Source organism: Johannesbaptistia floridana, assembly GCF_057440575.1.
In genome coordinates this window covers 1-23,139 of record NZ_JALKVM010000098.1, presented here as the reverse complement: position 1 = coordinate 23,139, position 23,139 = coordinate 1, and the positions used below count along the sequence as shown (strand labels likewise).

Sequence of the window (23,139 nt, the reverse complement as noted above, 5' to 3'; positions counted from 1 at the left end):
AATGAATTTTTCTGACCGCTAAATTAGTACAAGAGTACTCGTGCTTTGCTCTCAGTATAAGTATTTTATACTACACAAAGCCAAAAACATACTTTTTTACTTGTATTATCTCCCTTGTCTCCTTGTCTTCGTTCCTCCCGGAGTCTCGCTGTAGGGAAGGGGGGCTCAAGGTGGCTTGTCATCACCTCGTTTTTAGCATTTATTTTTCTATTTCAGATTATTCAATTAAAAAAGATAAAAAAAAGTCATGTCTGCTTACGCTTCAGAAATTTTAATTCGCTATCAACTAATTCCCTTACCTTCTTACCAAAATAACCATGGGCTTGATAATGGAATTGACAATCAAGGACTCGCTACTATCTTAAATAATATTTCCTACTATGGTTATGCTCTTTCAGAAAAAGCTTATAAAATTTTAGAGCAAACAGATTTAGAAACGGTTACAACTTGGTGGCAAGAAATTGAACCAGTTTTGCAAAAAATAACAGGGGAAGCCGAGAAAATGGGGGAATTTGTTGTATATAAAAATTTTCCCCAAGAAGTTTTAGCTATGTCTGAGGTGGAGTATTGGACAAAACAAATTTTAATGTATTGGGGATTTCCCAATGATTATTTTACCGAAGAAGCAAAGGAAAGAGCTAAATTAGACGAAAAATTAAAATTCAAAGTTTTACAACCTGCCCAAGAAAATTCTTTAAGAGAAATCTTTGACTCTATCCTTTATTTACCTAATCGTTGGGTGGAAGAGCAATGGCAAGATGTCCGTTATTTATTAGATGATTTTTTATATTTAATCAATACGGATAAAATTGGTTTTAAAGAAAATTTAATTCAAGTATTAATTTATTGCTTGGAACAACAAAAACCGATTAAGGTTAATTCAGCAACGGATATCTTACGATTAGCAGTGGGTTTATCTGAGGGAGATATTAGTTTAAAAACTCGGGGCAAATTTCGGACTTTTAAGCGTTCCGAAAGAAGATATTTATTAAATTTATTAAATCAATGTACCCATTTAGAAGAAGATGTTTTGAGAAGAAAAAACACTTGGAAAAAATTAATGTTTGCCTTGCATCCAGGAGATTATTCTGATAGATTTCCTAGGGTAGTTAAAGCTTATAATTGCTTATATAATGACCAATCTCCCGAAACATTTAACGGTAAACTTGAAAAAGGATTAGCAGAAAAAAATAGTCAAGTTATAGACTTATTAAAGACTCGTCCCGGAGAATTTGTTCGGAGATTACATCACTGCTTATTGATTTTTGAGCAAGAAGCAGCTATAGGTTTTAAATCAATTATTCCCGAATTAAAACTCATTCAACTGTTAAAAATTCAGCGTTATTTGGAGACAGTTAATTATCGATTGTATAGGACAATTGCCCCTAAAGGTAATTGGACAAAAATGCAAATTTTAAAAGTAGAAGAAACAAGAGCATTAGACGAACAACTGGTAAAAGATATCTTAGAAGCGATCGCTCAAGAAATTAAAGCAAGAGTCAATCAATTCGCCCCGATTGTTAATTTAGAGCCTGAATTAGAGAAAGTCAAGCTACAAACCAATGATAGTGAACTTACTCCTTATGGACGTGGAACAATTTTCCCAATTCCAGAGAATATTAAATTTATTCGCACTGCTAGTTACTGGCGCTCAGGTGCAACCAGCCATGATATTTGGTACGATAACGGTTGGAATTTCTTTAGTGAAGATTGGACCCCCTTAGGGAGTTGTTGTTGGACTAACGTAAACTTTGGTCAGGGGGCCGCTGTTTTTTCTGGAGATCCCACCAATAGCAAAGATTCAGAAGGAAATGCTTGTCAATTAATCGATCTTTATCTAACTGAGTTATTAGCTAAAAATGTTCGTTATGCAGTGTGGAATATTCTTTGTTTTAACCGGGTTTGTTTTAATAAAGCTGAAAAAGTCTATGCTGCTTTACAGTGGGGGGAAAATCCACAAACAGGTAATTTATTTGAACCGAGTCGATGTCAACTATCTTTCCCTATTAAAGGGGATAATTTAACTAAGTATATAGCTTTGATTGATTTGTGCAAAAATGAACTGGTTTATCTAGATGCTAACTTATATGGAAAAGTAAGCTCTGCCAATGATAACTTACAAAGTTTATCGGAAACAATGCCAGCTTTTATGGAATATTTAGAAACCCTACCAAGTGTTTTTGACTTATTTAAACATCAAGATAAACCTCTATCAATCCTTTACTCTGATAAAAATTGGCTCTTACAAGATAATGAAGAAGCCTATGTTTTTCGTTCTGAGAATCAACATAATCAATTTACACCGTTTTCTTTGACAAAACTTTTGAGTTTATAGAAATTTACCTCTACTCAGACCCTCGCATCTTTACCCAAAGTTACTGGTGGGGGTTGAGTAATGAGTAATCAGTAATGAGTAATGAGTTCGGCAAACCCAAACAACCAACTATTACCATTTGTACGTTAATAGAAGGAGAATATCATACAGAAAAGTATGTTCAAGGCGATCGCTTAAAATCAAGTATTTTCCCTGAATTAAAATTGACTCCTGATGTAATTTTTCAAGCAGCAGAATAAAGATTCCCTGAACTCAGACCTCGCATCTTTTCCACTCATTTACTGATTGAGGTAGGGTGAACTCAGACCCTCGCATCTTTACCTAATGTTACTGGTTGTGGATGAATAATGAGTTTTGAAGTTTTGAGGTAATATGAAGTCCGTTTAATCAGTTATAGCAATGAGCGTTGTAGTGTTAACAATATTTATATTTACAGATCCCCCCAACCGGAAAAAATGCCAAAGAAGCGCCAGTTTTACCAGTAAGTAACCAAAATAGGCAACGGAGACAATCTCGGAGAATACGTAGCCAAGATTCAGATCGTTCTTCCTGTGAAGGTAAAGAAACGGGATGAAAAGCTAAACCACGACTACCAAAAACCAAAGTAGCGATCGCCACGGCGCGGGGAAGATGATAATCGGAGGTCAGTAAATACACGTAGCGGATATGATGAGCCGAGAGAGGCTTAAGACTACAAGTAAAGTTAGTAACCGTGTCAGTTGGACACAAGTCATAGTATACTCTATCTTGATTAATCTCAGTTTGATTTAACACTCTTTCGATAGGCGATCGCTGTTTTTGACCACAAGAAATCCAAATATCTAAATCAGGATGTAACTGAGCAAATTTTGCCCCTTGGGGAAAGCGGTCTAAATCACCACCGAGAATCAGAATAGCTTGGGGGTTACCAACTTGTAAACTGGTGATAGTTAGACGGATAGGGATAATTGCCAGGGAAAGAAGCATTAAAATCAAGAGAGATTTCTTAGAGAATATCTTAAATTTCAAACGGCGGGGAACTCTAATCATGAAGCATGTTCTAATTACCGGAGCTACTGGTTTTATTGCCAGTCATTTATTACCTATTTTATCGGCAAGAAACTACCAAATAACAGCAGCCACTCGCCGAGATTTCAACTCCTCTTACTTAGGGGATACCCAAGTAATCAAAGTGGGAGAAATAGACGGCGCCACAGATTGGCATCAAGCCTTAATAGGAGTTGATACTATCATACACTTAGCCGCCCGCGCCCATATTCTCGATGACAAAAGCGAAGATGTAGAGGCAGAATTCTTGCGCGTCAACACCACAGGTACAATTAATTTAGTGCAACAGGCAATTAAAGCGGGGGTTAAACACTTTATTTTTATCAGTTCAATTGGTGCAATGGCAACCCTATCAAGGGAGCAATTAACCCTACAATCTCCCTGTAAGCCTGATACCCCCTATGGTAGAAGTAAGTATAAAGCCGAACTAGCCTTAATTGAGTTAAGCAAAAATACTCAAATGCAATGGACAATTATTCGCCCTACTTTAGTTTATGGTCCCGGGAACCCAGGTAATATGGCTAGACTAATTAAACTAGTAAAATTAGGCTTACCTCTTCCTTTTTTAAGCATAAATAACCGTCGTAGCTTTTTATACGTGGGAAACTTAGTAGAGGCGATCGCCAAAATTATTGAATCCCCTGATTTAGCGGCACAACAAATATTTTTACTTAGCGATGGAGAGGATTTATCTACACCCGAATTAATTCGCCGTTTAAGTCAAAATTTACAACAACCTTGTCAATTATTACCGATTCCTCCTACCCTCTTAAGAGGAGGTGCAAGAATTGCTACAATTTTAGAATCTTGGACCAGAAAATCTATAGGTATAAATCAAACAACTATAGAGCGTTTATTGGGATCCCTCTATATAGATAATCAACATATTCAAGATACTCTCAAGTGGCATCTTCCTTATACTTTTGACCAAGGTCTCCAAAATACCCTAAAAAAATGAATAATTTAATTATTTTAACTATTCTCAGTTTTACTATTAGTTTGTTTACCGTTGCTTTAGTTAAAAACTATTTAGCTAAACAATTGATGGATATACCTAATCAAAGAAGTAGCCACACTCAACCTACCCCCAGAGGCGGAGGCATTGGCTTTGTGATTGCCTTTGCTATCACCAGTAGTTTAACTGGTAATTTTCAGTGGCTAATATTACTCCCCTTAGTGATTATTAGCTTAATTGACGATTATCGTGATTTATCGGCAAAAATACGTTATTTAGTCCAATTTATCACCGCTTCCATAGCAATTGCTGTTTATGGATATCTGGAGTTACCAACCATAGCTAACTTAGGATTACTTAGCCAAATTATGGGAGTTGGTATTACGGTGATTGCGATCACAGCCATGATTAACTTTTATAATTTTATGGACGGTTTAGATGGTTTAGTAGCTGGTGTTTGTGCGATACAATTAGGCTTTTTAGCTGTATATTTGTCTCAACCCTATATATGGCTATTAGTAGCAGCAATACTCGGTTTTTTACGCTGGAATTGGTCTCCTGCTCAGATTTTTATGGGGGATGTGGGTAGTACTTTTTTAGGGGCAATTGTGGCTATAACTATTCTACAGCTAAAAACAGAGCCCTTAACTATGTGGTGTGCCTTTGGGGTGACTTTGCCTTTAGTGAGTGACGCTATTTATACATTAGCACGTCGTCTTATTAAGAGAGAGAATATTTTTCAAGCCCATCGAACCCATATTTATCAAAGATTACAAAAAAAAGGTTGGTCTCATTCTCAAGTGGTGACTATCTACCTTCTGTTAACTATAATTATGGCTATTAGTATCAGTTTAGGTGAAATTACGGGCCTTGGTATCAGTGTGGTTATGATGATCTTAGCAATTGTGACTAGTGAGTGGTATTTACAGCGTTTGACAACATTTCAAGACCAAATTGAACTAAACTAAATCAAATACAGGTTAGATTAGTTAACTTAAATAAAAGTTACCTTAATTACCTGAATGTGAGGAGTAGACTAATAAAAGAGGATATGAAAAAGCAATTTATCAATTGGCTTTATTGGCATTATCATGCTCTATCTAGAACTAAAAAAAGACGCTTACTGATAGCAAGTGATACTTGTTTGTTTTTTATAGCAATCGTTAGTGCCTTTCTATTACGGTTCAATTTTTTTGATCCTTGGATAAAAATTTCGCAATTTTCTTGGCAAATTTTGTTACTTATTGCCATTAAGATAGTAGTGTTTCGCCTCAAGGGAATTTATCGCCCAATTGTTCGTTACACAGATATAGAATTTCTAGCTACCGCCATTCAAGCAGTTATTTATAGTTGCAGTACTCAAGTAATCTTAGCTTATTTATGGGGAGAATGGCCCCTACCTCGTTCAGTTTTGATTATTGACGCCCTTTTAACCCTGATTTTAGTAATTTATCTTCGCCTAGTAATTACTTGGGGTTTCCGTCAACTGAAATCTAGTACTTCTGATAACAAAAAAGTAGAAAACTTGATTATCTATGGTGCCGGAGTTGCAGGCAGCCAACTAGCTAGAGCTATAATTAGTGAATCTGGTTATTATTTAGTAGGTTTTATTGATGATAATCGTGAATTGCAGCAGCAACTTATCCAAGGTAGACCAGTTTATGGACCACAGGATCTAGCAAGACTGTATAGAAAAAAACCCTTTAGTACTGTAATTTTAGCAATTCCCTCTCTCTGTAAACAGAGAAGACGAGAAATCATTACAAAACTTCAAGATTTACCGATTATGGTGAAAACTGTTCCGAGTTTAACAGAAATACTTAGTCATCAAGCGCCAATTAGCGATATTCGTAATGTAGATGTAACTGATTTACTGGGAAGAGAGGAGATTCAGCCAGATCCACAATTACTAACCAGAAATATTACTAATAAGTCGGTGTTAGTAACCGGAGGTGGAGGATCAATTGGTTCAGAATTGTGCCGTCAAATAGCTGAATTAGAACCTAAATGCTTGATAATCTACGAAGTTAGCGAATTTTCTTTGTATAAAATTGATATAGAATTAAGAGAAAAATACCCTGAGTTGCAGTGTTTTACCTATTTGGGTAGTGTGACTAATGAAACTCATTTGAAAAGAGTATTAGATAAGCATCAGGTAGATACAATCTATCACGCAGCAGCTTATAAACATGTACCTTTAGTAGAAGCTAATCCTGCCCAAGGAGTTTACAATAATGTATATGGAACCCTGGTAGCAGCTCAATGTGCGATCGCTACCCATGTTAGTAATTTTGTACTAATATCGACGGATAAGGCAGTACGACCAACGAATGTTATGGGTGCGAGTAAACGGGTGGCGGAGTTAATCATACAAGCTTTGAGTGTATCTTCTGGGGAAAGTAAACCCCACAATACCTGTTTTGCGATAGTAAGATTTGGGAATGTTTTAGATAGTAGCGGTTCTGTGGTACCTCGTTTTCGACGCCAAATTTCTCGGGGTCAACCCTTGACTGTAACCCATCCTGAAGTAACTAGGTATTTTATGTCTATTCCCGAAGCAGTACGCCTGGTAATACAAGCAGGTGCCATGGCGAAGGGTGGTGAAGTATTTCTGTTAGATATGGGAGAACCAATCAAAATTTATGACCTAGCTTTACAAATGATTCGCCTAAGTGGTTTAATACCAGAACAAGATATTCCCATTCATATTACTGGATTACGACCAGGAGAAAAACTCTATGAGGAATTGTTGATTGATAAAAATAATAGTAATCCCACAGAACATCCTAAGGTTTTCTCGGCCTATGAACAATATATACACTGGAGAGAATTAGAACCATTGTTGATGGCATTACTATCTAAAAGTGAACAGAATCAAGATGAACAGGTAATTAGATATCTCCAGGAATTAGTACCAGAATACCAAAGTTCTAAGGATAAACCTAAATCAGAGATTCTACCAACCTTTAAACCATCAAATAATGGTGTAGGTTATGCTAATTTAAGTCAACATCCCACCACTAAATCGGAGTACCGATTATAGTGGGCGGAAAGATGAAATTAGGTAAATTGAATTTAAATCAACTAAAAGGACAACCACAAGCAGTAGAATTGTTAACAAGGGCGATCGCTTTAAATAAGATCGCACCAGCTTACTTGTTTAGTGGTCCTGAGGGAGTCGGCAGACATTTAGCAGCTTTAGGTTTCGCTCAACTGCTACTCTCTCAAAACACTACTTCAGAAAAAAAGTCTCTGATTGCTAAACAAGTGTTAGATTACAATCATCCTGATTTACTCTGGGTAGAACCAACTTATTTACATCAAGGTCAACTAATGACAGCAACAGAAGCAGCAGCAGCTTCTTTGAGTCGTAAAACCCCCCCTCAAATTCGGATTGAACAAATTCGTCAAATTACCGAATTTCTAGGACGTCCTCCTTTGTCTAGTATTCGGAGTTTAGTGGTGATAGAAGGGGCTAATCAAATGACAGAAGCGGCAGCTAATGCTTTGTTAAAGACACTAGAAGAACCAGGTTTAGGGACAATAATCTTGATTGCTGATGGTAATCGGTCTCTATTACCTACTTTGGTATCTCGCTGTCAAAGGATTCCTTTTTATCGTTTGAGTGATTCTGATTTAATTACTGTCCTCACTGACCAAGGACATTCAAATATTACTACACAACCAGAAGTCCTCAGTTTAGCCCAAGGTAGTCCCGGAAGAGCGATCGCCCATTCTCATTATCTTCAAGAAATGGATAGAGAATTATTAAACAAGTTAAAACAACCTCCTCATAATCTGATTGAGGTTTTTTCCTTTGCTCAAAAGATTACCGAAGATTTAGATACAGAGTTACAATTATGGTTAATCGATTATCTCCAGGTTTACCACTGGAAGATTAACCAATCACCGACAATTACCAAAATCTGGGAACAAGCCCGACAATTTATCTATCAATATGTCAATCCTCGTTTAGTTTGGGAATGCAGTTTTTTAGAGATATATAAAATTGGTAGAGTTTAGTTAAAAAAAGCTATTAAACTACTAAAATGAGACGGAGCTGTGTAAATCAGCTCAAATCTACTAAAACCTCCAGCTTGGAAAAGTTTTTGTATGGTTGCTTGAGTTTCAGGATAGTCGCAGTTGGCCATGTGTTCTATGGTCATTTCTTTTTCAATTGTATTCAAGCTCAACCAATTTTCGCGGATGTTTTGCCAATACTCGGCAAAGAATTGATCACGATTTTGTTGAGGTTTTCTAAAAATATCTATTAACAGGAAACAGGAATTTGGTTTGATTATTTTCTGGATATCATTAATTAAATTTTGTTTGGCCACAGTATCCAGATGATGTAGAAAGTAGGAGGCCAAAACTATATCAAATTTTAGCTCTTGGGTGGTAATTAATTCTCTAACTACCTCTTGGATATTTCCAGGGATTAACTTTTTTTTCCCGGGAATCTTTGTAAGATGCTTTTTGGCGATCGCTAAAGCTTGAGGAGAAAGATCAATACCCACATAATCAGCAATTTCTGTGTTAACTAAGCAGTGTGTAATCGTTGACGTATCTCCACAACCGAGATCTAAGCAGGAAAAGGATTTTACTGGATAATTTTGCAGAAATTGATTAAGGATTTCATAGATCTCCCGATGCTGCATGTGATTGTTTTTAACTATCTTTTGATAAATTTGCCAGTTTTTGGCAAATATTTCCGCGCTAGAAGGTCGTGTTTCTGACATAGGTTTATTTCTACTTACTATTAATGGTACTCAGGATTTGAACCTTGACAAGTCTATTAGGACATATAAGTTATTGTTTTTAGGACGGAACAGCGCTGGGAAGAGAGCGCCGGAAATCGGCGCAATGGGGTAGCCTACCCCTTGACTGAAAGTGTCCTAACAGTAATGGCGACTGATTTATTTTTGCAGTGCGGTATGTAAGTTTAAAAAACATCTTCCCATGATTATTCAACATGAGAAGATGTCTTAATTTAATTAAGTTTCAGCTAAATTTTACCTAGCTTAACTGGCTGCTTCTTGTCTTTCTTTAGCTTCTTTGATAACTTCTTCAGCTACATTATTAGGACATGGAGCATAGTGAGAGAATTCCATAGAGAATTGTCCTCTACCAGAGGTCATTGTACGTAAATCTCCGATATAACCGAACATTTCACTTAGGGGAGCGTCTGCTTTAATGCGTACTCCTGTTGGCGTAGGTTCTTGAGCTTTAATCATACCACGACGACGGTTGAGATCCCCAATTACATCTCCCATGTGATCATCTGGAGTGAACACATCTACCTTCATGATTGGTTCTAAGATTTGAGGAGATGCTTTAGGGAGTGATTGACGATAGGCTGATTTCGCGGCAATCTCAAAGGCGATCGCACTTGAGTCAACGGGGTGATAGGAGCCATCATTAAGGGTAAATTTTAGATCCACTACGGGATACCCTGCCAGTACTCCCTTGTCGATGCTACTCTCAAACCCTTTTTGTACTGCGGGCCAAAATTCCTTAGGTACATTACCCCCAGTTACCTTTGATTCAAACTGGAAGCCAGAACCTGGTTCTCCTGGTTCAATTGTGTAATCAATTTTACCGAACTGCCCAGAACCTCCTGATTGTTTCTTATGGGTGTAACTATCAGATATTACTCTGGTAATAGATTCACGATAAGCTACCTGTGGTTTACCTACTTCTACGTCTACGCCGTAGGTACGTCTGAGAATATCAACCTTGATATCTAGGTGTAGTTCTCCCATTCCCTTCATAATAGTTTCACCGCTTTCTTCATCGGTTTCAATGTAGAAGGAGGGATCTTCTTGAACCATTTTGCTCAAAGCTGCTCCCATTTTTTCGCTACCGCCTTTTTGCTTGGGTTTAATAGCAATAGAAATTACTGGGTCAGGAAATACCATTGGTTCTAGGGTAGCAGGATTCTTGGGATCACAGAGGGTATGACCTGTTTGAACTGATTTCATACCCACAATAGCGATAATGTCTCCTGCTTGGGCTGTGTCTATTTCCTGGCGATCATTGGCGTGCATTTCCACCATACGACCGACTCTTTCAGTTTTACCTGTTGCTGTATTTAGAACTGTGTCACCTTTTTTGAGGGTCCCTGAGTAAACCCTAACAAAGGTTAAGGCGCCAAAGCGATCATCCATAATTTTGAAGGCTAGAGAACGTAGTGGTTTTTCTGCATCTACGTAAGCTACACCTCCAGTTCTATTCCCTTCTAAATCCATTTCTGGTTGTGGGTTAACTTGAGTTGGATCTGGTAAATAATCAATTACAGCATCTAATACTAACTGCACTCCTTTGTTTTTGAAGGAAGAACCTCCATAAGTGGGGAAAAAGTCTAGATTCAGGGTCCCTTTGCGAATACAGCTTTTTATTTCGTCAATAGATAATTCTTCCCCTTCTAGGTATTTCTCCATCAAGGTGTCATCTTGTTCTACTGCTGTTTCAATTAGTTGTTCTCTGTATTCTTCAACTTTTTCAACCATATCGGCGGGAACTTCTTTGATTTCGTAGTTGGTTGGGTCTCCTGAGTCATCCCAAATCCATGCTTTACGAGTCAGCAGGTCAACTACTCCGCAAAATTCCTCTTCAATCCCTATTGGTAAAACCATTACTAGGGGTTTAGCTGCTAAAACGTTGTCAATTTGATCTACTACGCGGTAGAAATCTGCCCCTAAACGATCTAGTTTGTTGATATATATAATTCTTGATACTTTAGAATCATTGGCGTAGCGCCAGTTTGTTTCTGATTGAGGTTCAACTCCTCCTGAACCGCAAAATACTCCGATCCCTCCATCTAAAACTTTTAGGGAGCGATATACTTCAATTGTGAAGTCAACGTGTCCTGGAGTATCAATAATGTTAAATTGATGATCTTTCCAAAAGCAACTTGTGGCTGCTGACTGAATGGTGATTCCACGCTCTTGTTCTTGTTCCATAAAGTCAGTGGTTGCTGCACCTTCGTGTACTTCGCCGATTTTATGAATTTTACCAGTTAGTTTAAGTATTCTTTCTGTTGTGGTAGTTTTTCCCGCGTCAACGTGAGCAAAAATACCTATGTTGCGATATTTAGAGAGATCTTTCATTTTTATTTATGCTTCAATTAAGTTTGCTAATAGAGTAACAGTACAGGTTTTGGGTTACTCCTTTTTGCTTATGTTAGGCTATCTATCTAGGTCTTTAGGGTTTAATTAGTTCCTAATGCTATTTAACTATTTAGTTGTTTTTTCTACAACTAGAATTAATGAAAATAGATAGGTTATAATTGTTTTTATCCTCTCATCTAGGATATTGCCAATTATTAAGTTATTATAAAATATTTTAACTTAACTAGATGAGATTATTTATAATTATAGTATATAAAGTTAAGTGACCAAACAGAGATTGGATACCCTACTAGTTGAGCGTAATTTCTCTACCTCTCGTCAACAGGCTAACCGGATGATTAGAGCAGGTTGGGTAAAAGTTAACCAACAAGTAGTGGATAAACCAGGTACAGAAATTCCCCTCAATGCTTCTATAGAAGTCTTTTCTAAGCCTCCCTACGTTTCTAGAGGTGGTGAAAAACTAGCTAAGGCTTTAAAAGAGTTTAAAATAAATGTGAAATCTAGGGTCTGTCTCGATGGTGGCATCTCTACAGGCGGCTTTACTGATTGTTTACTCCAAGCAGGGGCAGCAAGAGTTTACGGTGTAGATGTGGGCTATGGTCAGGTGGCTTGGAGTCTCCGCCAAGATCCCCGCTTGATTCTCCATGAGAGAACTAATTTTCGCTATCTGAATCCTCAAAAACTCTATGGGGATCACGTGAAGGCTAGTTTGGGGGTGATGGATCTGTCTTTTATTTCTTTATCTAAAGTTTTACCGACTCTCTGGGAATTGTTAGGAGATCCTAAAGAAGTAGTCTTACTGGTTAAACCTCAGTTTGAAGTGGGTAAAGACCAAGTGGGCAAAAAAGGTGTGGTTCGCGATCGCCAAGTTCACGCTCAAGCTATTTTCCAGGTCTTAGAATCTGCCCTCAAACTCGGATGGCAGTATCATGGACTTACCCCTTCCCCTCTTCAAGGCCCTGCTGGTAATTTAGAGTATTTACTTTGGTTACGACGGGATCAGCCTCCTCTCTCTACCCCTTCCCCCAATTTATCCACCATTTCTCTGATTACCAATTCCGCTCAACCTGAAAAATAGTTCATTTATAGAGAATATAAATGAACTATTGACAGTAACCATTTTTTGATTTATTATATTTAAATTAGCTTAATCAATATTTAAGATTCGATTAAGCTTTTTTCCTTAAATCACTTTCCTGCATACTCAAATTCATTTTGAGTTTGTACCGTACCAAACCATAAATAGTTTTATAGTTGGCGTCTATTCCGTGAGCATCTTGTAACCATTCGTGTATATCTTCATAGGATTTGAAAGTATTCTCCGAACGGTTCAATTTTTCTCTCAACTCTGATAAAGTTGCTTGTGAAACCACAGAAGGGCGTCCAGTACTTTTTTTACTGACCAGAAGAGTTTTAATTCCTTGCTCTTTGTACTTTTTAAACCATTTTTGTATGGTTACTCTATGGACTCCTAAAAGAGATGCTAATTCTTTTACGGTATCAACCTTGCCGGTTTTCATCAAATATAAAGCTTGTACTTTTTTGTAGCTAACTGCATTTTTCTGCTTTGTCAAAATTTCGCGTAACTCTGTAATTGACTCTGTAATGTTGAGACTACACACTCCTGCCATTTATTTTTCCTCAGTAATCTTTTTTCCCACATGCGTAAAAATAGGTCAAAACCTGACAGCTAAAACCTGAACTATCAATTTCCCTTTCTTCGCTTTTTCAACTATATTTAGCTATAAATTTCCTCTAGATCCTCAGTAAAATTTCCAACTAACTTTACTTAATCTAGGTATTTCCCCAGCTTCAATTCTAATTGAGGATATTTACTCAGCTTTAGCTTTTGTACCAAAGTTCTCTCAAGCTCTAGTAGTTAAGCTTACCCTTTAACTGAAATTACCCAAAAAAGCTTTAAGGATTTCTTCTTACATCTATCTACTTCTTTAACTAGCTTTTTTACAGCTACGTATGTTGCTGCCATGCTCTATCTAGTTTTTGACACTTAGTTTGATAATCAAATGTCACTCACGAAGTTGAAATCTGTAACTGATTGCTCAGTCTTTGCTGCTTTTTCCTTTGAACTTGCTCATGAAGAACATGAAGAAGTGTATTTTCTTCTTCTATTTTTATTATTCCACAAGTTTGTACCTATTGCCAACCTTTTTCAGAAAAATTCAGAAAAATTACGGAGAAGCTTGAGAATGTAAACTAATCTTAAGCAGAAACTCCTCGGCTAATTTACTAAAAGCTTTAGACCCGGAAGAATTAGGATTGTCTATAACCACGGGAGTAAAAGTATCTACGGCTTTAGCCACGTTCACATCTAGGGGAATAGTATTTTCAAATAGTAAATTAGAGGTAAAGTCCCCTTGGATGCGGCGCATCACTTTTCTGTAGTATCGGCCGGTCAAGGTTCCCCCAGATAAAATAAACACTATACCTAATAAATTTAAATTAAGAGGATGAGTATCTTGGTGATTTTGTTTGAGATTGTGTATTCTTCTTTCTAATAACTGAATTCCCACTAAAGATAAAGGTTCGGGACGAGCGGGTAATAGGTAAAAATCACTAGCGGCCATACCACTACGAGTGAGAAGATTATAGCTAGGGGCACAATCGAGGAGAATAAAATCATATTTCTCCACTACCGGAGATAGAACTTTAGCAATTAGTATTCTTTCAAATTGGTTCCAAATTGCAGCAAAATCTTGAGTGTTTTGAAGAATCGCCTGTTCGTGTAATACTTCTGACACCAAATATTCATCATAAAGTTCTAAATCTCCTGGTAACAAATGTAAATTAGATACATTACACACATTGCTACAGATTAAATCATCAATAATGAGTTTACTACGACTATTAGGACGAATTGCTCTATCAATTAGATAACTGAGTGTGCGTCGTTTTTTTCTAAGTTTGGCGAATTCATGGGGAGAAATTACACTAAGAGTGGCACTAATTTGTGAGTCTAAATCAATTATTAGTACTCGCTTTTGATGATTTTTAGCTAAACAGGTAGCTAAATTAACAGTTAAAGTTGTTTTGCCCACACCGCCTTTCATATTAACCGTACTGATAACGTATCCCATAAAGATTCAGTTTCTCCCTTAATACTCCGTATTATTACTTACTCAGTAAACCGAGACTAACTCCTACTAGTACAATTAGTCCTCCTAATATTACCAAGTTTGAGGGAACTTCTTGGAGAAAAATAAATCCTAGCACCGTTGAACAGATAGGCTCAAGTAAAATTACTAAAGATACTAGGGTAGGGGAAATATATCTCAAGGACCAATTAAGACTAGTATGACCGATAAGTTGGGGAAAAATAGCTAACAGAGTCATATATAAGTAAACTACTTTCGGCAAGTTAAAATAACTTTGCTGCCAAAATAATGGTAGGGGTAAGAGAATAAGTGCAGCACTTCCATAGGCGATAGCAATATATATTTGAGTGCTGAGACCGAAACTCTGAGCTTTTTTACCTACTATAAAATAGAAACTAGCCATAATTGCCCCCATCAAGGCTAAGAGATTCCCTAGCCAAAATTGACTTTCCTCCCCTTTGCTTCCTGGGGAATTACTAAAACTAATTATGATCCCTCCAGTCACCGCCACCATTATTCCTAGTAAAGTTAGACGAGACGGCTTGATTTTTAGCCACAACCAACTAATTAAGGCAATCCAAATCGGATTTGTTGTTACTAAGGTAGTAGAAGCGGCTATCGAAGTTAAAGATAGAGAAGTAATCCAAAAGGCAAAATGCAGGGCTAAACATAAACCAGCGATCCCCGCCCAATAATAGCCTTGAATCGGAATTTCTGCTTTAATTACCTGAAAATACGTAGGTGATAACACTAATGAAGCGATCGCCAATCTACTAGCGGCTAATAATATACTAAAGCCTATTCCTGGGTTGGATACCGCTTCTAGGGAAAGACGAATAAATATAGCTGCCGTAGACACAGCTAACACGCCACAGCTTAGTATAATAGTTATTTTAGCCAGAGATGGTGGTCGCAATCGGTTCACTATTATTTTTTTAGTTACTATGTCTAATTTACCCTTACTTAATCACGATACTATCTGGGCCATTCTTGCCGAAGAAATTGATGACGCTACTGTCAATCAGTTAGTTTGGCACTATTTAGGGTACCGTTATGATTCTGCTACTCAAACCTGGGACAACTCTTTAGTTACCGAGACTTGGCGCCAAGATTACCCTTCCCCTCCTGATTTTATCGCTCATCGTCCTCCTGTCGTTAAGTTAACTAGGTCGATTCCCCGGGAGCATAAGCAACTTTTGAAGGAAAAGTTGGGTTTCTCCGGTTACAAAATTGGGGAGTTTGGACCTAGACAAACTCGAAGAGCTACTATGGCTAATTGGTTATTAAGTTATTTGGTTGAGCATCAGCAATGAATATCAGTAAAAATCCCTATGCTTGGCTAGATCAGTCCTTACAAACTATCCACCGCGCTAACTGGTATCGTTCTCCTACAGAGGCTAAAAGTTTACACAGAGGAATGATTGAAATTAACAATCGTTGCCTCATCAACTTTGCTAGTAACAATTACTTAGGTTTAGCCGGGGATCAGAGATTGATCGATGCAGCAGTTACCGCCACTAAAATCTATGGCACTGGAAGTACGGGATCCCGCCTCCTCAGTGGACAATCAATCCTTCATACTCAGCTAGAAGCAGCACTAGCTAAACTCAAAGGTACTGAAGATGCCTTAGTTTTTAGTTCTGGATATCTGACTAATTTAGGCGTAATTACAGCCTTAATCGGACAGCGAGACTTAATTATAGGTGATGAGTACAATCATTCTAGTCTTAAACAAGGCGCGAGAGTCAGCCAAGCAAAAGTTCTAGAATATACTCATAATTGTGTAGAGGAGCTTAAGGAGTTATTGAGACAGTATCGGCATAAATACCGTCGCTGTCTCATCATAACTGATACTATTTTTAGCATGGATGGAGATTTATGTCAAGTACCTAAATTAATTCAATTAGCAGAGAATTATGATTCTATGCTCCTTGTAGACGAAGCCCACGCCACCGGGGTGATGGGAAAAACCGGGGCAGGCTGTGTAGAGTATTTTAATTGTACTGGAAAAGAAATTATACAGGTAGGAACTTTGAGTAAAGCTTTAGGTAGTTTAGGGGGTTATGTAGCTGGCAGTAAAAAACTAATTGATTTTTTGCGCAATCGCGCCCCCTCATGGATATATACTACCGCTTTATCACCAGCGGATACTGCTGCCGCTTTAAAAGCTGTAGAAATTATTCAAACAGATAAGTTACCAAAAACAAGTCTTTGGCAAAATATTAATTATCTCAAGGCAGAATTAGAGACATGGCCTAAACTACAGTTGTTACCTTCTTTCTCGCCGATTATCTGTATTAATTACCAAAAACCTCAACAGGCTTTGGATGTTGCCGCTTATCTTAGAAATCATGGGATTTTTGCCCCAGCAATTCGTCCTCCTACAGTATCTACTAGTAGAATACGTTTAAGTGTGATGGCGACTCATCAACAGCAAGATTTACAACAACTAGTTAGGGTTTTAAAAGCTCAACCACTGAGCTAATTTTACTGGTAAGGGTAACAGAATAGATACTAGTAAAAATAAACATAGTAAACCGAGAAAATCTCGCTTATTATCTAACTCTGTGACATCATTTAAAGCGGGTTGGTCCACCGCAGGCATCAGTAACAAGATAATCGCCCAGAGTACAAAAACCCCTTTAAGAAGGGGAGGTTGTACAAAAGCTAAGACAAACATCAAAATACGGGTTAATTGTCCAATTAACGCCCCTTGAGTCTGTCCAAACATGCCGTGGATAATATGTCCTCCGTCTAATTGTCCCACGGGAGTGAGATTAAAGGCGGTAATTAATAAACCAATAAAACCGGCGATCGCCAAAGGGTGTAAATCTATATATGTATCTACTCCTAGGGCAGATCCCAATGCTACTTTACTTATTAATGCTGTTAATAGGGAAAAACGCGGATTAAATGTGTTGAATAATTGCCACTGTGACGACTCTTCTCTTAATCTCATCGCTTCTCCCAGAGGTATTGTCTCTGACTGAGTTAATCCCCAATATAGTATTGGTAAACTCACTAACAAGCCCGCAATCGGTCCGGCTATTGCTGTATCGAATAAGGCTTTTCTATGAGGAAATGGCGATCTCTTCTGGATAAAAGCACCTATAGTCCCTAGAAAAAAAGGTACTGGTATGAAATAGGGAAGTGTTACATTAATTCCATAGTATGTAGCCGTTAAGTAGTGAGCTAATTCATGAATTCCCAAGATACTCATGATTCCCAAACTATAGGGTAATCCTTTCAGTAGTAGTTGTGGGTCAGCAAGGATTAATTCGGGATTAGCTGTAATTTCAGGAGCAACATCGCTAAATTGTACTCCAATTATGCTAGTGGTGAACAAAGTAATTAGCAATAAACCAATAGCTAAGCCAGGTTTTTTGAGAGAATCATCGATTTCAGGAGTTTTTTGTTTCCAGATATTAGGTACTAGTGCAAAAAAAGGTTGTCCAGAGAAACTTTCTTGAAAGACAAGAATAAAGCGATCGCCAAAAGCCTTCTCTACATTTTGACGAATAGTATGGTAAGCTTCTTCCGGTATAGTTTTTAATTTACCCCGACACAAAATTCCCTGGGGATGATAGTCAATATTTTGCAGATAGTAAACACCCCAAGGAAAACAATTACGGAGGGTTGTTTCTTCGCTTTTGCTGATGGGTGGTCTAGTTTTAGCTACTATTGGCTTATTCAGAGGATCTTCTGGGAGAAATTCCTGATTTATTTGCAAATTTTTCTCGGGAGTTGCAATATTTTTTTCTACATCTTTTTCTACATCTATTCGCTGACGTTGGACTAACCAAAGATAAAGCAAAGGAGATACAATCAGAGGGATAATTACCAACCAAGTAGGCATGGGTTGATCTTTACCCATTAATATTAACCATCCAGTCCAAATAAAGGCAGGCATCATCATTACCAGCCAAAGTAACCATACTGGTGTTTTGGTAATCTTGGTAGCCTTTTGCTTCACTAAAAAATAGCTTATTAAACCTAATAAAAATAATAGTAATACGTTTTCCATAAATCGCCTATCTCATATCAGCCCAACACAACCTTATTATAGCTAAGAACCACAATAGTGAAACTTTTAATCTTTTAACTATAGATTTGTTTATTTCAACTGAAGTACTCATTATAATTAAAGAATACAGATAAAAAAATAAAGAAAAAAAATATGTACTCATTGGAAAATCAAATTGTCCCTATGGACATTGCTGATACTATTCTATTCACCCCTAATTCCTATAACTTAGAAGATACTAACCTTTCTAAAGATACTGGAGAATTAACTGAACTAGACATCCTTGATCCTGTGGATCCAACTATAATGGAGCCCGATGATTTGTTAGAGGGAGTAGCTGGTGATCAATTAGATACTGTTAATGATTCTGATGATTCTGCGGGAGACGATTTAGTAAACCCTGAAGAAAGCGAATCCCCTGATACCCCACTCCCATTAATCCTGATCAAATCCAGCGATAATAAAGCGTCAGAAACTGGTAATGATCCTGGTGAGTTTACAATTAGACGGCGAGGCGATACTTCTGACCCCCTAAGGGTGGGCTACTCAATCAGTGGAAGCGCCAATCCGGGAGAAGACTATGATGAACTCCTCGGTAGAGTTACACTAGCTCCCGGTGAATCAACAACCCAAATTCCTATCAACGTTATCGATGATAGTCTCTTTGAACGCAGTGAAAATGTTATTCTCACATTAAAAGAAGATCCAAAGTATGAAATTGATCAGAAAAATAGTTCTGCCAATATTTTTATTGAAGATAATGAACTACCTCCACCTCAGTTAAAACTGACAGCTACCGATAAAAATGCGTCAGAAAAAGGTAACAACCCTGGTAAGTTTACCATTGTACGCCGAGGCAACACTAATAATACCCTAACAGTGCCATACTCCCTAGGGGGAAGCGCCAATCCGGGAGAGGATTACGAGAACCTCACTGGTACAGTTACATTAGCTCCCGGTGAATCAAAAGCCCAAATTGCTATCAATGTTATCGATGATAACATATTTGAAAGGGTTGAGACTGTTACTCTTACTTTAGAAGAAAGTTCAGAGTATAGCATTGCTAAGAGCAAGAGTGCTTCTGTTTTTATTCAAGATAATGAACTACCTCCACCTCTGTTAAAACTAAAAGCTACGGATAATAAAGCTTCAGAAACTGGGAACAATCCTGGTGAATTCACAATTAGACGCCTAGGAGATACTTCTAACTCCTTAACGGTGGGATACTCAACGAGTGGCAGCGCTAATCCGGGAGAAGACTATGATGAACTCACTGGTACAGTTACACTAGCTCCCGGTGAAAGAAAAGCTCAAATTCCCATCAATGTTATCGATGATGACCTGTTTGAACGGAATGAAAATGTTATTCTGACTTTAGAAGAAAGTTCAGAGTATCGTCTTGATAAGAAAAATAGTTCTGCCAATATTCTTATTTTCGATAATGAACTACCTCCACCTAGGTTAAAACTTGAAGCTACCGATAATCAAGCTTCAGAAACTGGGAACAATCCTGGTGAATTCACAATTGGACGCCTAGGGGATACTTCTAACTCCTTAACGGTGGGATACTCAACGAGTGGCAGCGCTAATCCGGGAGAAGACTATGATGAACTCACTGGTACAGTTACACTAGCTCCCGGTCAATCAAAAGCTCAAATTCCTATCAATGTTATCGATGATAATGAGTTTGAAGGCGATGAAACAGTGATTCTTACTTTAGAGGAAAATTCACAATATCAGCTTGTTGATAACTATGATAGTGACCAAATTACTATTGAAGATAACGATACTAACTTATCTTCTCCCGAAATTTATACCTACGAAATTCTCGAAACTTATGCCCATGATGAAACAGCCTTTACTCAAGGTTTAATCTACACTGATGATTCCCTGTATGAAGGTACGGGATTAAGAGGGGCATCTTCTCTGAGGAAAGTAGATTTAGAAACTGGAGAAGTTGAACAAATTTATGAATTAGAAGATCAATATTTTGGAGAAGGAATAACTCGATGGGAAGATGAAATAATACAACTAACTTGGCAGTCTAACAAAGCCTTTGTTTATGATTTAGAAACTTTTGCAGTCATTGACGAATTTGAATATGAAACTGAGGGTTGGGGTTTAACTCATGATGGAACTAATCTAATTATGAGCGATGGCACAGATGAAATTGCATTTCGAGACCCTGATACTTTTGAGATAGTCAAAACCATCGACGTTAGAGATGGAAATAGAGCTATTAACAGAATCAATGAACTAGAATATATTGATGGAGACATTTGGGCTAATATTTGGTTTACTGATGACATTGCCATAATTTCACCTGAAACAGGTCAAGTTACCGGATGGGTAGAACTAGATGGCTTGAGACCATCTAGTACTTTGAATAATTCTAATGCTGTTTTAAATGGTATTGCCTATGATTCTGAAGATGAGAGACTTTTTGTAACTGGTAAGTTATGGCCTGAATTGTATGAAATCGAAATATTTCCTACAGATAGTTAAAATCTAGTTATGAGAACTTCCGTTAACTCTCTAAAGATTAGCGGGAGATTCTCAAAATATAGTCATACAGAGATTGATGAAGATATTTAGATTTTCCTTTTGGTTAATATTTAGTGCTTTTTTAATTATTAACCTGTTTAGTTCAGGGACTTTTTCTGAGGACTTAGAATATAAAAAAACAGTTTTAATTAGTGGTTTAGAACATCCTTGGGGTTTAGATTGGTTACCTAGTGGTGAAATGCTGATTACCGAACGCCCTGGACGCTTACGGATAGTTAGAAACGGGGAACTAGACCCAAATCCTATATCGGGAGTACCCTCGGTTTTTGCCGCAGGTCAAGGAGGCTTACTCGATGTATCAGTAGATCCTCAATTTACAGAAAATCCCTACATATATTTTACCTATTCTCAAGGCGATAATAGAGCCAATCAGACCCAAATAGCAAGGGGAACATTAAATAATCAAACAATCAGCAATCTAGAGGTGATTTTCTCTGTATCTCAGACAAAATCAGGAACCCAGCATTTTGGCTCCCGTATAATTTGGCTACCAGATAGAACTATGTTAGTAGCAATAGGAGATGGAGGCAATCCACCTTTGCAACTAGAAGGAGATTTAATTCGTAAACAAGCACAAAATCTTCGTAGCCATTTGGGAAAAGTCCTTCGGCTTAATCCTGATGGGTCTGTACCTGCTGATAATCCTTTTGTCAATCAAGCTGGAGTGGATCCTCTTATCTGGTCTTACGGTCATCGGAATATTCAGGGTTTAGACTATGATCCCCTCTCTAATCAAGTGTGGTCCACGGAACACGGCGCTAGGGGTGGTGATGAGTTAAATCTACTTACCAAAGGTGAAAATTACGGTTGGCCTCTGGTTTCCTATAGTAGAGAGTATAGTACTGGTCAACCTGTTGCTCCCAATCAATCTTTACCAGGAATGGTGGACCCCAAAACAACTTGGACCCCGGCTATTGCCCCTTCAGGTTTAACAGTTTATCGAGGAGATATCTTTCCTGATTGGTCTGGTAATCTCTTGGCGGGAGGATTAGTTTCCCAGGATATACGCCGCATTGTTGTAGATGAAAACGGAAATGTCCTGTCTGAGACGAAAATTCCTATCAATCAGCGCGTTAGAGATGTAGCTATAGGTCCTGATGGTTTTATCTATGTTCTCACTGATGCAGATAATGGTCAATTAATTAGAATTGAACCTGCTTAACAGCTTAATAAATACTGGCATCCGGTTTATATACCCTAGTTAAAAAATAAGTTCGTAGTTTTACTTGAGTTTGTAAAGGTACAAAAAAAATTAGATTTTACTGCGTGTAGCGCTATAAAAATCTGCAACGGGAGAATTTGACTATAATTGTAAAGTTTCTTTACAATAAAATTGGCATAAATGGGAAAAAACTGAGAATCAATGGAACTTACTAACTTAGGAAAAACTGGCATTGAGGTAACTGTTATTGGTATTGGTACTTGGGCTTGGGGCTAAATACAGTTGAAAAATATTTACTCATTACTGCTTAAACTTGCTCATTTGATTAGCTAAATAGCCATAATGGGTAAGTTTTAGTTGGTTGACAATTAGGGACAAAGGGATAATTGAGAGATAATTACTGTGTTTTCCCCTTGATTATAAGTCGTTTAGTGCGCTAATAGAGAAACTCTCGACCAACTATTGTTTAGCAATGATATATAGCAGTTCCCTTTCTTGTGAGGTACAAAGGTTATCCTTTTGAGGCAGGAGGCACCTCAGATCTTGCATCTTTATCACTCATTTACTGGTGAGGGTTGAGTTTTGAAGTAATAAGTAATGAGTAATGAGTAAGAGAATTAATGCTAAAGGCTTAAAAATTGATTCTCCCTTGTCGGCCAATTTCTGTACTTTTGTTTTGGTGCTTTGATATGAGGCAGGAGAGGCTCCGAGTTAGGTACAACCTCATGAGTCCTTTGCAATGATATAATATTGATACTTAAGGTGCCACCTGAAAAGTTGCATCCTTTGAGTGGAGCCCTCAGAAAGC

The 23,139-nt window shown here is 37.7% G+C and carries 18 protein-coding genes; 11 read left to right on the top strand and 7 right to left on the bottom strand.

From position 1 onward, the window contains the following. Nucleotides 1–247: 247 nt before the first annotated feature. Nucleotides 248–2,335: a hypothetical protein gene (locus MW688_RS07105; RefSeq protein ID WP_486735247.1), complete on the top strand. Its 2,088-nt coding sequence runs from the start codon at nt 248–250 to the stop codon at nt 2,333–2,335. Between the two features lie 74 nt (nt 2,336–2,409). After that, the gene (locus MW688_RS07100) at nt 2,410–2,574 is read left to right on the top strand and encodes a hypothetical protein (RefSeq protein ID WP_486735246.1); all 165 of its coding nucleotides are present in this window, start codon (nt 2,410–2,412) and stop codon (nt 2,572–2,574) included. Between the two features lie 175 nt (nt 2,575–2,749). Here MW688_RS07100 and MW688_RS07095 read toward each other — a convergent pair whose 3' ends face one another. After that, entirely contained in the window at nt 2,750–3,364 is a 615-nt protein-coding gene (locus tag MW688_RS07095; protein ID WP_486735245.1) for a YdcF family protein, read from the bottom strand. Here MW688_RS07095 and MW688_RS07090 point away from each other — a divergent pair. The 4 genes from MW688_RS07090 (at nt 3,363) to MW688_RS07075 (ending at nt 8,360) form a co-directional block, all read left to right on the top strand. Then, nucleotides 3,363–4,340 (top strand): NAD-dependent epimerase/dehydratase family protein, encoded by a 978-nt coding sequence (locus MW688_RS07090; RefSeq protein WP_486735244.1) that lies wholly within the window; start codon nt 3,363–3,365, stop codon nt 4,338–4,340. The genes MW688_RS07095 and MW688_RS07090 overlap by 2 nt on opposite strands. Next, a complete protein-coding gene (locus MW688_RS07085) occupies nt 4,337–5,305 on the top strand; it encodes an MraY family glycosyltransferase (RefSeq protein ID WP_486735243.1) in 969 nt (322 codons plus the stop codon). The genes MW688_RS07090 and MW688_RS07085 overlap by 4 nt, the downstream gene beginning before the upstream one ends. Nucleotides 5,306–5,388: 83 nt before the next feature. After that, the gene (locus MW688_RS07080) at nt 5,389–7,380 is read left to right on the top strand and encodes a polysaccharide biosynthesis protein (RefSeq protein ID WP_486735242.1); all 1,992 of its coding nucleotides are present in this window, start codon (nt 5,389–5,391) and stop codon (nt 7,378–7,380) included. Nucleotides 7,381–7,391: 11 nt separating this feature from the next. After that, complete coding sequence (locus MW688_RS07075; protein WP_486735241.1) at nt 7,392–8,360, top strand: DNA polymerase III subunit delta'; 969 nt, start codon at nt 7,392–7,394, stop codon at nt 8,358–8,360. Here MW688_RS07075 and MW688_RS07070 read toward each other — a convergent pair. Next, a complete protein-coding gene (locus MW688_RS07070; RefSeq protein ID WP_486735240.1) occupies nt 8,357–9,076 on the bottom strand; it encodes a class I SAM-dependent methyltransferase in 720 nt (239 codons plus the stop codon). The two genes, MW688_RS07075 and MW688_RS07070, sit on opposite strands and share 4 nt — an antisense overlap. 282 nt (nt 9,077–9,358) lie before the next feature. After that, nucleotides 9,359–11,446, bottom strand: coding sequence for an elongation factor G (fusA, locus tag MW688_RS07065; protein WP_486735239.1), 2,088 nt, complete (start codon nt 11,444–11,446; stop codon nt 9,359–9,361). A 283-nt stretch (nt 11,447–11,729) separates the two neighbouring features. On the opposite strand from fusA, the gene MW688_RS07060 reads away from it, so the two are divergent. Beyond that, the gene (locus MW688_RS07060; RefSeq protein ID WP_486735238.1) at nt 11,730–12,545 is read left to right on the top strand and encodes a TlyA family RNA methyltransferase; all 816 of its coding nucleotides are present in this window, start codon (nt 11,730–11,732) and stop codon (nt 12,543–12,545) included. Between the two features lie 91 nt (nt 12,546–12,636). Here the strand turns inward: MW688_RS07060 and MW688_RS07055 are convergent, their stop codons facing one another. The 3 genes from MW688_RS07055 to MW688_RS07045 form a co-directional block, all read right to left on the bottom strand. Continuing rightward, entirely contained in the window at nt 12,637–13,098 is a 462-nt protein-coding gene (locus MW688_RS07055; RefSeq protein WP_486735237.1) for a helix-turn-helix domain-containing protein, read from the bottom strand. Nucleotides 13,099–13,656: 558 nt separating this feature from the next. Next, nucleotides 13,657–14,562 (bottom strand): ParA family protein, encoded by a 906-nt coding sequence (locus MW688_RS07050; RefSeq protein ID WP_486735236.1) that lies wholly within the window; start codon nt 14,560–14,562, stop codon nt 13,657–13,659. 34 nt (nt 14,563–14,596) lie between these two features. Continuing rightward, nucleotides 14,597–15,496 (bottom strand): DMT family transporter, encoded by a 900-nt coding sequence (locus tag MW688_RS07045; protein ID WP_486735235.1) that lies wholly within the window; start codon nt 15,494–15,496, stop codon nt 14,597–14,599. A gap of 28 nt (nt 15,497–15,524) precedes the next feature. Here MW688_RS07045 and MW688_RS07040 point away from each other — a divergent pair, with 28 nt between their 5' ends. After that, on the top strand, nt 15,525–15,893 hold the full coding sequence (locus tag MW688_RS07040) for a DUF1823 family protein (RefSeq protein WP_486735234.1): 369 nt from the start codon (nt 15,525–15,527) through the stop codon (nt 15,891–15,893). Next, the gene (gene bioF / locus MW688_RS07035) at nt 15,890–17,065 is read left to right on the top strand and encodes an 8-amino-7-oxononanoate synthase (RefSeq protein WP_486735233.1); all 1,176 of its coding nucleotides are present in this window, start codon (nt 15,890–15,892) and stop codon (nt 17,063–17,065) included. The genes MW688_RS07040 and bioF overlap by 4 nt, the downstream gene beginning before the upstream one ends. Here the strand turns inward: bioF and MW688_RS07030 are convergent. Next, entirely contained in the window at nt 17,042–18,604 is a 1,563-nt protein-coding gene (locus MW688_RS07030; protein WP_486735231.1) for a site-2 protease family protein, read from the bottom strand. The two genes, bioF and MW688_RS07030, sit on opposite strands and share 24 nt — an antisense overlap. Nucleotides 18,605–18,757: 153 nt before the next feature. Between MW688_RS07030 and MW688_RS07025 the strand changes: the two genes are divergently transcribed. Both MW688_RS07025 and MW688_RS07020 read left to right on the top strand, forming a co-directional pair. Beyond that, nucleotides 18,758–21,109, top strand: coding sequence for a glutaminyl-peptide cyclotransferase (locus MW688_RS07025; RefSeq protein WP_486735230.1), 2,352 nt, complete (start codon nt 18,758–18,760; stop codon nt 21,107–21,109). A 76-nt stretch (nt 21,110–21,185) separates the two neighbouring features. Further along, a complete protein-coding gene (locus MW688_RS07020) occupies nt 21,186–22,331 on the top strand; it encodes a PQQ-dependent sugar dehydrogenase (protein ID WP_486735229.1) in 1,146 nt (381 codons plus the stop codon). Nucleotides 22,332–23,139: the final 808 nt, after the last annotated feature.

Bases quoted from the DNA above. Each gene is read 5' to 3' on its own strand.
- fusA (WP_486735239.1), bottom strand. From the start codon at position 11,446: ATGAAAGATCTCTCTAAATATCGCAACATAGGTATTTTTGCTCACGTT.
- MW688_RS07070 (WP_486735240.1), bottom strand. From the start codon at position 9,076: ATGTCAGAAACACGACCTTCTAGCGCGGAAATATTTGCCAAAAACTGG.
- MW688_RS07100 (WP_486735246.1), top strand. From the start codon at position 2,410: ATGAGTAATGAGTTCGGCAAACCCAAACAACCAACTATTACCATTTGT.
- MW688_RS07020 (WP_486735229.1), top strand. From the start codon at position 21,186: ATGAAGATATTTAGATTTTCCTTTTGGTTAATATTTAGTGCTTTTTTA.
- MW688_RS07105 (WP_486735247.1), top strand. From the start codon at position 248: ATGTCTGCTTACGCTTCAGAAATTTTAATTCGCTATCAACTAATTCCC.
- MW688_RS07025 (WP_486735230.1), top strand. From the start codon at position 18,758: ATGTACTCATTGGAAAATCAAATTGTCCCTATGGACATTGCTGATACT.
- bioF (WP_486735233.1), top strand. From the start codon at position 15,890: ATGAATATCAGTAAAAATCCCTATGCTTGGCTAGATCAGTCCTTACAA.
- MW688_RS07055 (WP_486735237.1), bottom strand. From the start codon at position 13,098: ATGGCAGGAGTGTGTAGTCTCAACATTACAGAGTCAATTACAGAGTTA.
- MW688_RS07040 (WP_486735234.1), top strand. From the start codon at position 15,525: ATGTCTAATTTACCCTTACTTAATCACGATACTATCTGGGCCATTCTT.
- MW688_RS07090 (WP_486735244.1), top strand. From the start codon at position 3,363: ATGAAGCATGTTCTAATTACCGGAGCTACTGGTTTTATTGCCAGTCAT.
- MW688_RS07085 (WP_486735243.1), top strand. From the start codon at position 4,337: ATGAATAATTTAATTATTTTAACTATTCTCAGTTTTACTATTAGTTTG.
- MW688_RS07095 (WP_486735245.1), bottom strand. From the start codon at position 3,364: ATGATTAGAGTTCCCCGCCGTTTGAAATTTAAGATATTCTCTAAGAAA.
- MW688_RS07075 (WP_486735241.1), top strand. From the start codon at position 7,392: ATGAAATTAGGTAAATTGAATTTAAATCAACTAAAAGGACAACCACAA.
- MW688_RS07050 (WP_486735236.1), bottom strand. From the start codon at position 14,562: ATGGGATACGTTATCAGTACGGTTAATATGAAAGGCGGTGTGGGCAAA.
- MW688_RS07080 (WP_486735242.1), top strand. From the start codon at position 5,389: ATGAAAAAGCAATTTATCAATTGGCTTTATTGGCATTATCATGCTCTA.
- MW688_RS07030 (WP_486735231.1), bottom strand. From the start codon at position 18,604: ATGGAAAACGTATTACTATTATTTTTATTAGGTTTAATAAGCTATTTT.